At 66.2% G+C, this 13763-nt stretch carries 10 protein-coding genes; all 10 read left to right on the forward strand.

The features are described from left to right. Positions 1-439 precede the first annotated feature (439 nt). The 10 genes from gltB (at position 440) to ACFFJ7_RS03280 (ending at position 13748) form a co-directional block, all read left to right on the forward strand. A complete protein-coding gene (gene gltB / locus ACFFJ7_RS03235; protein ID WP_166954739.1) occupies positions 440-5203 on the forward strand; it encodes a glutamate synthase large subunit in 4764 nt (1587 codons plus the stop codon). An 11-nt stretch (positions 5204-5214) separates the two neighbouring features. After that, entirely contained in the window at positions 5215-6642 is a 1428-nt protein-coding gene (locus ACFFJ7_RS03240; RefSeq protein ID WP_166954737.1) for a glutamate synthase subunit beta, read from the forward strand. 367 nt (positions 6643-7009) lie between these two features. Next, positions 7010-7480 (forward strand): EscF/YscF/HrpA family type III secretion system needle major subunit, encoded by a 471-nt coding sequence (locus ACFFJ7_RS03245; protein ID WP_377590741.1) that lies wholly within the window; start codon positions 7010-7012, stop codon positions 7478-7480. Positions 7481-7498: 18 nt separating this feature from the next. After that, complete coding sequence (gene sctJ, locus ACFFJ7_RS03250) at positions 7499-8332, forward strand: type III secretion system inner membrane ring lipoprotein SctJ (RefSeq protein WP_166954730.1); 834 nt, start codon at positions 7499-7501, stop codon at positions 8330-8332. 127 nt (positions 8333-8459) lie between these two features. Further along, entirely contained in the window at positions 8460-9335 is an 876-nt protein-coding gene (locus ACFFJ7_RS03255) for a hypothetical protein (protein WP_377590742.1), read from the forward strand. Further along, positions 9314-10009 carry a hypothetical protein gene (locus ACFFJ7_RS03260; RefSeq protein ID WP_377590743.1) on the forward strand — a complete coding sequence of 232 codons (696 nt, stop codon included), beginning with the start codon at positions 9314-9316 and terminating at the stop codon, positions 10007-10009. The genes ACFFJ7_RS03255 and ACFFJ7_RS03260 overlap by 22 nt, the downstream gene beginning before the upstream one ends. Further along, positions 9999-11378, forward strand: coding sequence for a type III secretion system ATPase SctN (sctN, locus tag ACFFJ7_RS03265; RefSeq protein WP_377590744.1), 1380 nt, complete (start codon positions 9999-10001; stop codon positions 11376-11378). The genes ACFFJ7_RS03260 and sctN overlap by 11 nt, the downstream gene beginning before the upstream one ends. After that, entirely contained in the window at positions 11375-11854 is a 480-nt protein-coding gene (sctO, locus tag ACFFJ7_RS03270) for a type III secretion system stalk subunit SctO (protein WP_377590745.1), read from the forward strand. Before sctN ends, sctO begins: the two co-directional genes overlap by 4 nt. Then, a complete protein-coding gene (locus tag ACFFJ7_RS03275; RefSeq protein WP_377590746.1) occupies positions 11851-12666 on the forward strand; it encodes a hypothetical protein in 816 nt (271 codons plus the stop codon). Before sctO ends, ACFFJ7_RS03275 begins: the two co-directional genes overlap by 4 nt. Further along, positions 12663-13748, forward strand: a complete 1086-nt coding sequence (locus tag ACFFJ7_RS03280) for a FliM/FliN family flagellar motor switch protein (protein WP_377590747.1) — start codon at positions 12663-12665, stop codon at positions 13746-13748. The genes ACFFJ7_RS03275 and ACFFJ7_RS03280 overlap by 4 nt, the downstream gene beginning before the upstream one ends. Positions 13749-13763: the final 15 nt, after the last annotated feature.

Raw genomic sequence — 13763 nt, forward strand, 5'->3', positions numbered from 1 at the left:
TTTTGCCTTTTTCGGCGGTCAGGGGGAACCCGCCCCCGCCGGAAAGGTTTTTTGAATAGCGGCATGGCGGCGGGTTGGTCGCCGGCCGTTCTGAGGCTCGTTGGCTATCATGGCACGCATTATTGCAGTCCCGTTCGCTGTAGCCCCTTTCGAGACTGAACCCGCCGTCCGTAAAACGGATACGCGAGCGGGCGGGTAAGCGCGACCTTAGGCCGTGCCCCGCCCGACGCGCGCATGACGCAACGGGAGCGGGCACGGAGCAGGCGTGCCCGCTCCAGATAACCGGAACCTGCCAACGGATAATCTGACCGGTTCAGGCATCGGCCCTTCCCGATGATGGACCGGCCGACGCTGAATGCGGCGTGCCTTCCAGGCATGCCGCACGCTTTCCCGACCCCGATCCCAAGGAGGCCTTCCCGGCCGCGCACAGGAAGAAAAAATGAACGATTTCAATGAGAAGCATCATCATGGATTGCAGCCGTCGCAGCCGGTCGAGACCCGCGCCCGCGATATCGCCGCCGCAACGTCCATCGATAAAACGGCTTCCATTGAAAAAACGCCGTTCATTCGCCGCAGCCATGGCCTGCCGCAACCGCAAGGGCTCTACGACCCGCGCAACGAGCACGATGCCTGCGGCGTGGGCTTCGCGGCCAACATGCGCAACGAGCCCTCGCACGAGATCGTGCAGCACGGCCTCACCATCCTGAAGAACCTCGATCACCGCGGCGCCGTGGGCGCGGACCCGAAGGCCGGCGACGGCTGCGGCATGCTGGTGCAGATCCCGCACGCCTTCTTCCAGGCGGAGGCACAGAAGCTCGGAGTTACCCTGCCCGAGCCCGGCGACTATGCGGTGGGTCATCTGTTCATGCCCCGCGACGGGGAAGGCTTCCGCCTCGTCACCGATATCGTCGAGAAGGTCATTGCCGATGAGGGCCTGACGCTGCTCGGCTGGCGCGTGGTGCCGGTCGATCCCTCGGGCCTCGGCGAATCCGTGCGCCCGACCGAGCCGCAACAGCGCCAGATCATCGTGGGGCACGGCCCCGGCGTCGCCACGCATGAGGAGTTCGAGCGCCGGCTGTTCATCGCCCGCAAGGTCGTGTCGAACGCGGTCTACGACATGAAGGACCCGCGCACGGACGGCTATTATCCGGTGAGCCTGTCCTCGCGCACGCTCGTCTACAAGGGCATGCTGCTCGCCACGGGCCTCGGCGACTATTACCTCGATCTCAACGACCCGCGCTTCAAGAGCGCCATTTCGCTCGTTCACCAGCGCTTCGCCACCAACACCTTCCCCACCTGGTCGCTGGCGCATCCCTACCGGATGATGGCGCACAACGGCGAGATCAACACGCTGCGCGGCAATGTCAACTGGATGGCGGCGCGGCAGGCATCGGTTGATTCCGAACTCTTCGCCAATGACATCGCCAAGCTTTGGCCCATCTCGTACGAGGGCCAGTCCGACACCGCCTGCCTCGACAACGCGCTCGAATTCCTCGTGCGCGGCGGCTACCCGCTGGCCCACGCCATGATGATGCTGGTGCCGGAAGCCTGGGCCGGCAATCCGCTGATGGACGAGGAACGGCGCGCCTTCTACGAGTACCACGCCGCCCTCATGGAACCGTGGGATGGCCCGGCCGCGCTCGTGTTCACGGACGGACGCCAGATCGGCGCGACGCTGGACCGCAACGGCCTGCGCCCCACCCGCTATGTCGTCACGGACGACGGTCTTGTGGTCGGTGCGTCCGAAATGGGCGTGCTGGACATCCCGCAGGAAAAGATCGTCGAGAAGTGGCGGCTGCAGCCGGGCAAGATGCTGCTCATCGACCTCGAACAGGGCCGCATCGTGCCGGACGAGGAGGTGAAGCGCCTCTACGCCAGCGCCCATCCCTACCGCGAGTGGCTGGACCGCACGCAGCTTGTGCTGGAGGAGTTGCCGCCCGTGCAGGCGCGGGAGTCGCGCACGGATGTGAGCCTGCTCGACCGCCAGCAGGCGTTCGGCTACACCCAGGAGGACCTGAAGCTGGTGCTGCCGCCCATGGCCGTCACCGGGCAGGAAGCCGTGGGCTCCATGGGCAACGACGCGCCGATCTCCGTGCTGTCGCAGAAGTCCAAGCCGCTCTACAGCTATTTCAAGCAGAACTTCGCGCAGGTGACGAACCCGCCGATCGACCCGATCCGCGAGGAACTCGTCATGAGCCTCGTGTCCTTCATCGGCCCGCGCCCGAACATCCTGGACCTTGAAGGAACGTCGCGAAAGAAGCGCCTTGAGGTGCGCCAGCCGATCCTCACCAACGAGGACCTCGAAAAGATCCGCTGCATCGGCCACTACGAAGACCGCTTCGACACCAAGACGCTCGACATGACCTACCCGGCGCTGCAGGGCGCGGCCGGCATGGAGGGCGCGCTGGAGCGGCTGTGCGAGCGCGCCGAGGCGGCCGTTCACGGCGGCTACAACATCATCATCCTCTCCGACCGGCAGGTGGGGCCAGACCGCATCGCCATCCCGGCGCTGCTCTCGACGGCGGCCGTGCATCATCACCTGATCCGCAAGGGCCTGCGCACCTCGGTGGGGCTGGTGGTCGAATCGGGCGAGCCGCGCGAAATCCACCACTTCGCCTGTCTCGCGGGTTATGGCGCCGAGGCTATCAACCCCTATCTCGCATTCGATTCGCTGCTCTCCATGCACGAGGCGCTCGACTTCCCCGAGGAGGTTTCCGAGGACGAGATCGTGCACCGTTACATCAAGGCGGTGGACAAGGGGCTGCTCAAGGTGATGTCGAAGATGGGCATCTCGACATATCAGTCCTATTGCGGCGCGCAGATTTTCGACGCCATCGGGCTTGGCAGCGCCTTCGTCAACCGTTACTTCTTCGGCACGGCGACCGGCATCGAGGGCATCGGCCTCGCGGAGATCGCGGAGGAGACGGTGCGCCGCCACCGCGCCGCCTTCGCCAACGTGCCGGTGCTTCGCCACGCGCTCGACGTGGGCGGCGACTACGGCTATCGCATCCGCGGTGAGGACCATGTCTGGACGCCGGACGCCGTCGCCGAGCTGCAGCACGCCGTGCGCCTCAACGTGCAGGACAGGTACCAGGCGTTCGCCGCGCGCATCAACGAGCAGGACAACCGCCTCACCACGATCCGCGGCCTCTTCCGCCTGAGGGGCGCGGTGGAGCAGGGCCGCAAGCCCGTGCTGCTCGAACTGGTCGAGCCGGCGTCGGAAATCGTGAAGCGCTTCTCGACGGGCGCGATGTCGTTCGGCTCCATCTCGCGCGAGGCGCACGAGACTCTGGCCATCGCGCTCAACAGCATCGGCGGCAAGTCGAACACCGGCGAGGGCGGTGAGGAGGCGGAGCGCTTCGTGCCGATGCCGGACGGGCGCTCGCGCCGTTCCGCCATCAAGCAGGTGGCCTCCGGCCGCTTCGGCGTGACGGCGGAATATCTCGTCAATGCGGACATGATGCAGATCAAGGTGGCGCAGGGCGCGAAGCCCGGCGAGGGCGGCCAGCTGCCCGGCCACAAGGTCAACGCGGTCATCGCCCGCGTGCGCCATTCCACGCCGGGCGTCGGCCTCATCTCCCCGCCGCCGCACCACGACATCTACTCCATCGAGGATCTGGCGCAGCTCATCTTCGACCTGAAGAACGTCAACCCGACCGCCGACGTGTCGGTGAAGCTGGTGTCAGAAGCGGGCGTGGGCACCGTCGCGGCGGGCGTCGCCAAGGCGCGCGCGGATCACATCACGATTTCCGGCTATGAAGGCGGCACGGGCGCAAGCCCCCTCACCTCGCTGAAGCACGCCGGCTCCCCGTGGGAGCCAGGGCTTGCGGAAACGCAACAGACGCTGGTGCTAAACGGCCTGCGCAGCCGCGTGGTGCTGCAGGTCGACGGTGGCCTGCGTACCGGGCGGGATGTGATCGTCGGCGCGCTGCTGGGCGCGGACGAGTTCGGCTTCTCCACGGCGCCGCTGATCGCGGCCGGCTGCATCATGATGCGCAAGTGCCACCTCAACACCTGCCCCGTCGGCGTCGCGACGCAGGACCCGGTGCTGCGCAAGCGCTTCAAGGGGCTGCCGGAGCACGTCGTCAACTACTTCTTCTTCGTCGCGGAGGAAGTGCGCGGGCTGATGGCGGAAATGGGCTTCACCCGGTTTGAGGAACTCATCGGCCGTGCGGACCTCATCGACCAGCGCGAGGCCATGGCACACTGGAAGGCGAACGGGCTAGACTTCTCCCGCCTGCTGCACAAGCCCGAAACCGAGGGGCCGCTGCATCATACGGAGCGCCAGCACCACCCCATCGACAACGTGCTCGACCTCGGCCTGATCGAGGAGGCGCGCGAGGCTATAGAAACCCGCACACCCGTCGTGCTGGAGCGCGGCATCCGCAGCGTGGACCGCACCACGGGCGCCATGCTCTCGGGTGTCATCGCCAAGCGCTATGGCATGGAGGGCCTGCCGGACGACACCGTCACCGTGAAGCTCACGGGCACGGCCGGCCAGAGCTTCGGCGCCTTCCTCGCGGCGGGCGTCACGCTCGACCTCGAAGGCGAGGCGAACGACTACGTCGGCAAGGGCCTGTCGGGCGGCAAGATCATCGTCCGCCCCGCGCCCGGCATGCAGGCGCAGCCGGAGCGCGCCATCATCGCCGGCAACACCGTGCTCTATGGCGCGATCTCCGGGGAATGCTATCTGCGCGGCGTCGCGGGCGAGCGCTTCGCGGTGCGCAACTCGGGGGCGGTCGCCGTCGTCGAGGGCACCGGCGATCACGGCTGCGAGTACATGACGGGCGGCGTTGTCGTCGTGCTGGGCGAGACCGGCCGCAACTTCGCGGCCGGCATGTCGGGCGGCCTTGCCTATGTCCTGGACGAGGCCGGCACGTTCTCCCGCCGCTGCAACCTGTCCATGGTCGATCTCGAACCGGTGGAGGAAGAGGAGGATTTGCTGGAACGTCTGCACCACCATGGCGGCGATCTGGAAACCAAGGGCCGCATCGACATTCTGGCGAACATGTCCGGCCACGACGAAGAGCGGCTGATGCAGCTCATCGCCAACCACGTCCGCTACACCGGCTCCGCCCGCGGGCGCGCCATTCTCGACAACTGGCAGGATTACCGCACGAAATTCGTGAAGGTGATGCCGGTCGAGTATCGGCGTGCCATCCGCGAGATGGAACGGGCGCGCGTGTTGCAGGCTGCGGAGTAAGGGAGGCGACAATGGGCAAGGTGACAGGATTTCTCGAATACGACCGGCAGGAAGGCAAGTACGAGCCCGCCGGCGACCGGGTGCGCCATTTTCGCGAGTTCACGCTCCCCCTCGACGACAAGGACGTCGAGCGGCAGGCCGCGCGCTGCATGGATTGCGGCATCCCGTTCTGCCACGGTGACACGGGCTGCCCGGTCCACAACCAGATTCCGGACTGGAACGACCTCGTCTACCATCAGGACTGGAAGGAGGCGGCGCTCAATCTCCACTCCACCAACAACTTCCCGGAGTTCACCGGCCGCATCTGCCCCGCGCCCTGCGAGGAAGCCTGCACGCTGAACCTGGAAAACATGCCGGTGACGATCAAATCCATCGAGCAGACCATCGCCGACAAGGCGTGGGACGAAGGCTGGATCGTGCCCGAGATCGCGGACCGGCAAACGGACAAGAGGATCGCGGTCATCGGCTCGGGCCCGGCCGGGCTTGCGGCGGCGCAGCAGCTCGCGCGCGCCGGCCATGAGGTGCATGTCTTCGAGCGCGAGCCGAAGGCCGGCGGCCTGCTGCGCTATGGCATCCCGGACTTCAAGATGGAGAAGCACCATATCGACCGGCGCGTCGCGCAGATGGAGGCCGAGGGCGTGCGCTTCCACTACGGCGTCAATGTCGGTGTCACGCACCCGTTCGACGATCTGGTCGCCGGCTTCGACGCGGTGCTGCTGACGGGGGGCTCGGAAAAGCCGCGCGACCCGCAACTGCCGGGCACCAACCTCAAGGGCGTCTACTACGCGATGCCATACCTGATCCAGCAAAACCGGCGTAACGGCGATGAGGAACTGCCGGCGCAGGAGGAACCCATCCTGGCAACCGGCAAGCATGTGGTGGTGGTTGGCGGCGGCGACACGGCCTCCGACTGCGTCGGCACAGCCTTCCGGCAGGGCGCCCTGTCGGTCACGCAGCTCGACATCCGCCCCATGCCACCCCTGCATGAGGACAAGCTCGCCGTGTGGCCTTACTGGCCGACGAAGTTCCGCACCTCGTCGAGCCAGGCGGAAGGCGCCGAGCGCGAGTTCCAGGCGGCGACGCTCGGCCTTGAGGGCAAGAACGGGCTGGTGACGGGCGTGCGGTGCGCCCGCGTGGACGAGAAACGCAAGCCCATTCCCGGCAGCGAGTTCATCCGCCGGGCCGATCTCGTGTTCATCGCCATCGGCTTCGCCAGCCCCCTTCACGAAGGCATGCTCGAACAGGCGGGCGTGGCACTCGACCGGCGCGGCAACGTCGCCGCCGACACGCAGGCCTATCGCACATCGCGCGACAAGGTGTTCGCGGCAGGCGACATGCGGCGCGGCCAATCGCTCGTCGTTTGGGCGATCCGCGAGGGGCGTCAGGCGGCGCACGCCATCGATATGTTCCTGATGGGCGAAAGCCTGCTGCCGCGCTGACCGGCGGCGACATCCGGACGGAATACCGGAACGGGCGGGATGGCGGGAGACGCCATCCCGCCCGTTGTCATGAGGAGCGGCAGCTTCCTTGGAGCGGGCAAAGCCAGCAGCGGACTCACGCTGTCCAGTCTCGCGGACGGCGTTAAGAACAACGCCAAGGGGCTGCCATCATGCCAAAAATATACTTATATAAAATTTGTATTTTTCTGTTTTATAAGAAAGAATATTGTATATATCCTTCGTTATTTAAAAGATATTTATTCATAATTTCTTTTGATATCAAAGTATTATTTTAAATAATATTTCAATTTTGCATCTTGATTGGCGATTTATATTGGCGTATTCGTTATGGCATCGGAGGTGATCCATGCCTGATCTGGGACTGCTACCCAATAGCTTCGGTGCAATGCCCTTTACGCCTGCCGAAAGCGGGCTTCACGGTGCGCGCAAGGCAGGTGAGGCTTCAATCGCATTCGAGAATGCGTTGAGCCGCAACGGCGTTGACCCCGCGCCGGAGCAGCCGCCCATCGTTGCGGGCGGCCCAGCGGTTGTCACCGTCCCGGCAACGGCGGGCGAACAGGGGCGCACGCCCGATCCCGAGACGACGTCCTCAATCACGTCGGGCGACTCGATCCTGAACGGCCTGAAGAAGATGCGCGGCATTTTCGACGAGCAGCAGGGGCGAATAGCCAGCGTGGCGCAGGAAAATCTCTCAGTTCCGAACGCTCTGGCGGCAATGCAGATCGAAGTAGCCAAGTATTCGATGTTGCTGGACATGTCGTCCAAGCTGACGGGCAAGGCCTCGCAGGCCATCGACCAGTTGATGAAGGGCCAGTAGGTGTGCACGGCGCTTCTCATGGAACGCAGGCCGGCGGCATCCGGCTGGCGGCGGATGGCCGTGTGGCTGGCGGTAGGGCTTGCGCTTCTGCTCGCCGGCTGCAAGAGCGATCTCTACACCGGCCTGACGGAAGTGGAAGCGAACAGGATGCTCGCCGAGTTGCTGACAAGCGGCATCACCGCGGAAAAGGTGGTCTCCGGCAAGAGCGGCTTCGCCATCCGGGTCGACGAGCGGGATGTGCTGCGCTCGCTCGCCCTGCTCAACGGCAAGGGACTGCCTACCATTTCACATGCGTCGATCAACGAAGTGTTCCAGAAGTCCGGCATCATGTCCTCGCCATTCGAGGAAAAAGTACGCTATGTGAGCACGCTGGGTGATGAAGTCGCGCGGACGCTGAGTTTCATCGATGGGGTTCTGGCGGCGCGTGTTCACATCGTGCAGCCCGATCCGCCGCAGATGGGCAAGCAGCCGACGCCGGCCTCCGCGGCCGTGTTCATCAAGCATCAGGCGGGCGTAGACCTCGATTTCTTCGTGCCCCAGATCAGGCGCCTCGTCAGCAGTTCCATCGAGGGCCTGGATTACGCGGCCGTCACCGTCATCCTGTCGGAGGCCGTGCCGATGAAGCCCGACGCCTCCGCGCATCTCGATGCCACGATCGAATTGCTCCCCGGCCTCGCTGTACGCGAAACCGACGCCGCCCGCTTCCGGGAAATCCTCTATATCGTGGCCGGCGTCGTCGCCTTGCTGGTGATCGCGGTGATCGCCTGCCTCTATCTGTACTGGCGCGCGCGGACCGGCAAGGCCAGAGCTAACGCGGACGACGCCACGCCATCCGCACTCGAACCGACATGAAACAACAGCGCGCGGCAACAGGCACCTCAAACTGGGAAACGGATGCCATTTCCCGGTTCCATGCGATGCACAGGCAAAACGGGAGAGTGGCGCCGCCGCATCGCTTTGGCGGAAAGGGAGGCGCGGGATGAGCGCCATCACGGCCAGCGCCAGCACGAGCGCGGAACGGATTGCCACCCTCGCGCCGGACACGATACCGGCGCGTGAACGGAGCCTTGCGGGCGACGAAACGGCTCGCAGCGGTTTCCCGGTACCCGGCGAAGACTACTCCCGCCCCAGTGTCGATTTCGCCATCGCTGCCCGGATCGCCGCCGCGATCGCCCGCCCTCTCGGCGCGACGCGCGTCGCCGTAGGCGATTTCACCGGCTCCGGACCGATTTCCGTAGCCGGCATGAGCGTCATCGCGCGCCATGCAAGCTTCGGCGCCGCGCTCAACCGCGCTGCCGCACGGCTGTCGAAACTGGAGGAGATCGCCATCGATACGGGGCATCTGCGCCAGCTCGGACGCAGCAGCGCGAGCAGTCTGTCGCTCACGCTCGCCACGGACGATCCCGCAGTCGTCGCCCAGGCGTCCTTGCTTGTCGGCGCGGCGATCCTCCACCGGCATTTCCTGTCGTGCACGCTGAAAAGCGAGCGCGAAGCGCTACGCGGCATTCTCGGCAACGACTTCTACCTGGTGGCGACACGCGAGGCACCCGTGCTTTACGCCCCCCTCGCCGGCCTCGCGGGTGGCTCGCTCTCCATCGACGCTTCGATCGCGACGGATGACGAGCGGGCGCGGGATATCGGCCGTCGGATAACCGCAACCGGGCACGCGACGCTATGCCTGCTGGTGGAGAGGACGGAGCCCTTCCTCGCGCCGCTGTTCGCCATCCGCAATCCGCCCCCGCCCGATGGCGGAAACGGCGCCGGCGTGGTTGCCCCGCTGACCGATCAGCACTGCGCGCACATCGTCAAACTGCTTCAACGGAGGTTCCCGCCGTGGTCGCCTATCGTCGGTTGAGCGCGCACTATCGGCTGGCGGAACTCGGGTTCGCGCTGCCCGAAGGCCTGCACATCCTGCCGGCTGCAACATTCGCGCCGGTCGCGGAGGCGACGCGGCTGGTTGCCGACGCGCACGCAAGGGCGGAAGAGATCGTTGAGGAAGCCCGGACGGAGCGCGAGAACGAGCGCCGCCGGGGCTTTGAGGAAGGGCTGCTGGAAGGCCGGCTGCGCGCCGCCCGGGAAACCTTGCGTCAGGGCGCCGATCTCGACGCCCGGCTGCAGGCGCTGGAGCGCGAACTGTCGGCGATCGTACTGGCGTCCATGCGCAAGCTTGTCGACGGCTTCGACGCCGACGCCCGGGCGATGGCGGTGGTGCGCGGTGCGCTCAAGCAGATGCGCCGCGAAAAGAAAGCGGAGCTGCGCATCTCCTCAGAACAGGTCGGCTATTTCCGCGCGCGCGTGAGCGCGATTCTGGCAGAGTTCCCCGGCTTCGAACTGATCGAGGTCGTCGAGGACGCCTCGCTGTCGGTGCCGCGCGTCGTTGTGGAGACCAGCATCGGCCGTGTCGAGGGCGATCTCGGCTCCCGACTCGACGAACTCGCCGGCATCGTCCGCGAGATCGCCTCCGGCATCCTCGTCGCGCCGGTCGGTGACGGAGACGGAAAACACGAAGGCGGCGCCGATGAACGCTGATGCGCCGGATCTCGATATCTTTCTGGCGGAGCGGGAGCGGCTGCTCGCCGCATGGCCCGGCGAGTTCGCAAGCCGGCTTGCCGAGCGCGCCGGCGCGTTCGTGCCCTACGCGGCTACGGGCAAGGTGCGCAAGGTCGTGGGCACGATCATCCATGCCTCGGTGCCGGAAATACAGATTGGCGAGATCGTCGAGCTGTTCACTCGTTCCACGGGCCTGCAGCTGCTGGCGGAATGCGTCGGCTTCCTGAACGACGAGGCGCTGCTGTCGCCCATCGGGGAGACGCAGGGCATATCCCCGCGCACCGAGGTGCGCCGCACCGGGCGCGTGCAGTCGATCGCCGTGGGCCCCGGCCTGCTCGGCCGCATGCTCGACGGCATGGGGCATTTCATCGACGGCAAGGATATCCCCTTCGCGGCGGAAACCCATTACCCCATCTACCAGAACCCGCCGGCCCCGATGAGCCGCCGCATCATCGACCGGCCGCTATCGCTCGGGCTGCGGGTGCTGGACGGGTTGCTCACCTGCGGCGAGGGCCAGCGCATGGGTGTATTCGCGGCGGCGGGCGGCGGCAAGTCCACGCTGCTGGCGATGCTGGTGAAGGGCGCGGATGTCGACGTGACGGTGCTCGCGCTGATCGGCGAGCGCGGCAGGGAGGTGCGCGAGTTCATCGAGCACGATCTGGGCCCGGCGGGGCTCGCGAAGTCCGTTCTGGTGGTGGCGACGTCCGACCGCAGCTCGATGGAGCGCGCCAAGGCTGCTTTCGCCGCCACGGCCATCGCCGAGTATTTCCGCGATCAGGGCAAGCGTGTGCTGTTCCTGATGGATTCCGTCACGCGGTTCGCCCGCGCCCAGCGTGAGATCGGCCTTGCCGCGGGGGAACCGCCGACGCGCCGCGGCTTTCCCCCGTCCGTTTTCGCCGTCCTGCCCAAGCTGATGGAGCGTATGGGCATGAACGACAGGGGGTCGATCACCGCGCTCTACACGGTGCTCGTCGAGGGCGACGACATGAACGAGCCGGTCGCGGACGAAACACGCTCCATTCTCGACGGCCACATCATCCTGTCGCGCAAGCTGGGCTCCGCAAACCACTATCCTGCGGTCGACGTGCTCGCGTCGAAGAGCCGCGTAATGAACGCCGTCGTTTCCGCAAAGCACCGCAAGCTGGCCGGGCAGATTAACCAGTGGCTCGCCGCATATGCCGACGTCGAGTTGCTGATCAAGGTCGGCGAATACAAGCCCGGTAACGATGCCGATACCGATATCGCGGTGGCGAAGAACAAGGCCATCAACGCCTTCCTGCGTCAACGTACGGACGAGTTCGAGACGTTCGACGACACGTTGCGCAAGCTTGCGGAGCTGGCCGGATGATCAGGCAGATGAAGGCGCTGCTGCGCATCAAGGAACTCAAGCAGGAGCAGGCGCTGAACACCATGCACGCCAGGCATGCGCAGCTTGAACAGGCGCGCGAGGCAACGCGACGGGCCTTCGAAACCGCCGAGGCGTTCCGGGTGACGATCCCGGCGCGTGAGGATGCCGTCTACGCCCGGGTGCTGGGGCGCGTCGTCGGCATCGGGAGTCTCGATGACGTGCGGGCGGACATCGTCGCCATCGAGCACGAATACACGGCGTTGCGCGATGACTGGGACCGCGCGCGCCAGATCGAGGCACGGCGCAAGGAAGAGCTGGACGAGGCGATCGCCGCCTACCGAACCGCCGTGAAGAACCGCGACAAGTACATCGACATTACCGGGACGATGCAGGTCGAAGCCGAGGAAATGGCAGCGCTCAAGGAAGAAATTGAGCTTGAGGACCTGTTCACCAGACCTGCACGGAGGATCGCATGAGCCACCTCGGCCCCTACCGCCCCGGCGGGACAGGACATGAAGACCGGCTGGACCGCGGCGGCAGCCGCCACTATCCGGCAGGTGACGGCACAGGCGCCTCCGGCAACGGCACCTGGTCCGGCTTCGGCGAGCGACGAGCGAAGGAAGAGCACGCCGGCGCCCGAACGGGGGCCGGTGCGCGGCCACCCGGCGATTGGCCGCGCGACACGAAAGGCCGCGAAACACCGGCAAGCCTCTCCATGCGCGCCGACGACTTCCAGCACCGTCTGCACCAGGCCGCGAGCGCCGAGAACGAAGGAGAGCCATCGGGCGGAAGCCGCCGGTCGGCCGATGCCACCGGGGATGAGCGCGTGCTGGCAACATGCGCCGGGACGGGCTCGACCCTGCCGCTATTCAACGCCATCCAGCAGGCAGAAGCGACGGCCGCCGCCCCCGCCCGGCTGCAGGAGGCGCTCGATGCCATCGCCGTCCGTGTCGAACGGGCGATCCGGGCGGAGTTCGCCGTCACACCCGACGGCATGCGAAGCCTGAGCATCGATCTGGGAGGAGCGATGAACGGCATCAGCGCCGTCACTATCCGCCTGTCGGCCGGCGGCCTCGACATCGTGCTCGCGGGGAGCGGTGAAATGTTCGCCGAGGACGCCGTCCATGCCGCGCAGGCGTTGGCGGACAGGTTGTCGAAGCGCTTCGGTAGCCGCACGATCCGCGTTCTCGCCGCCGGACGGGAAGCCGGCGCGGATGAAGCCGACGGGGATGTTCCGGCGTCGCCGCTCGCGGACGCCGTCGCCGGCCGCGCGGGTCGCCTGGCATGACGGCCATGCCCTGGCATCCGCCGGCCCTGCCCGGCATCGGACAATCCGAAGCACTGTGGAATGCGATACTCAGCCACGCGGGGACGGCCCTTCCCCTCGCCGGCAAGGCGCATCTGGTCTTCACGCCGGCGGCGCCCCCTGGGCCAAATATACTCTGCACGAAATTACGCCTCGGCCGGGACGGCGCAGCCTACGTCGTGTGGCGCATGTTCCCGTTCGCCGACATGTTCGACACGCCGCTGACGGTGGATGACTTTCCGGTGCTGCCGCCAACGCTGCGCGACGCGCTGATAGAGGGCATGGTCGACGTCATCCGCCGTACCCTGCCGGCCGACGCGGCCAGCGATGTCGCCATCGCCGGATGGGGCAGCGCCACGGCCGACGCAGACATCGTTTGGTTCGATATAATCCTCGCCGGCCTCGCGCCGGAACCGGTGCGGTTGACGTTCGGCTGCGCGCGCAGCCTGCTGCTTTCGACATCGGCCGCATGGCCCATTGTGCCCGCCGCTGTGCAGGCAGAGGCCCGTGGCACAATGATTGTGGCGAGTGCCTTCACGCTCGGCGCGTTTCCGCTTACGGCACGGGAGTTGGCTGGCTTGACCGAGGGCACCGTCATCCTGCTGCCGGCGGCGCCTCTCGAACGGCGCTGGCTGCGCATTGGGCAGATCTTGTGGGATTTTCGTTTCACTGACGAGGGATGGCTCGTCGCCGGCAACAGGAAGCGGCTGCAGGAAGAAACACGGCGCCGCCGGTTGAGGGAAAGTGCAGTGACAGAACAGGTCTGGCCGGACGGCGAGAGCGATGTTGAACCCGGTTTACCGCCTCAGGAGGACGCTGCTAAGAGCGTGTGCCTGTCCGATCTTGCCATCACCATCGACTTCGACATCGGCGAGCGGGATTTCACGCTGGCCGAAATCGAGACATGGCAGCCCGGCGCCGTAGTGGCGCTCGATCCCCCCGCCCTCGCAGACCAGGTTGCGGTAACGCTGCGGGCCAATGGGTGCGCGGTCGCCACCGGCGATCTCGTCGCGATCGACGACAGATTGGCGGTGAGATTGTCGAAAATCCTGCTGCGAACCTGAGACAGCCAGGCGGAC

Source organism: Pseudochelatococcus lubricantis, from assembly GCF_042432495.1.
In the GTDB taxonomy this organism is placed as follows: Bacteria; Pseudomonadota; Alphaproteobacteria; order Rhizobiales; family Beijerinckiaceae; genus Pseudochelatococcus; species Pseudochelatococcus lubricantis.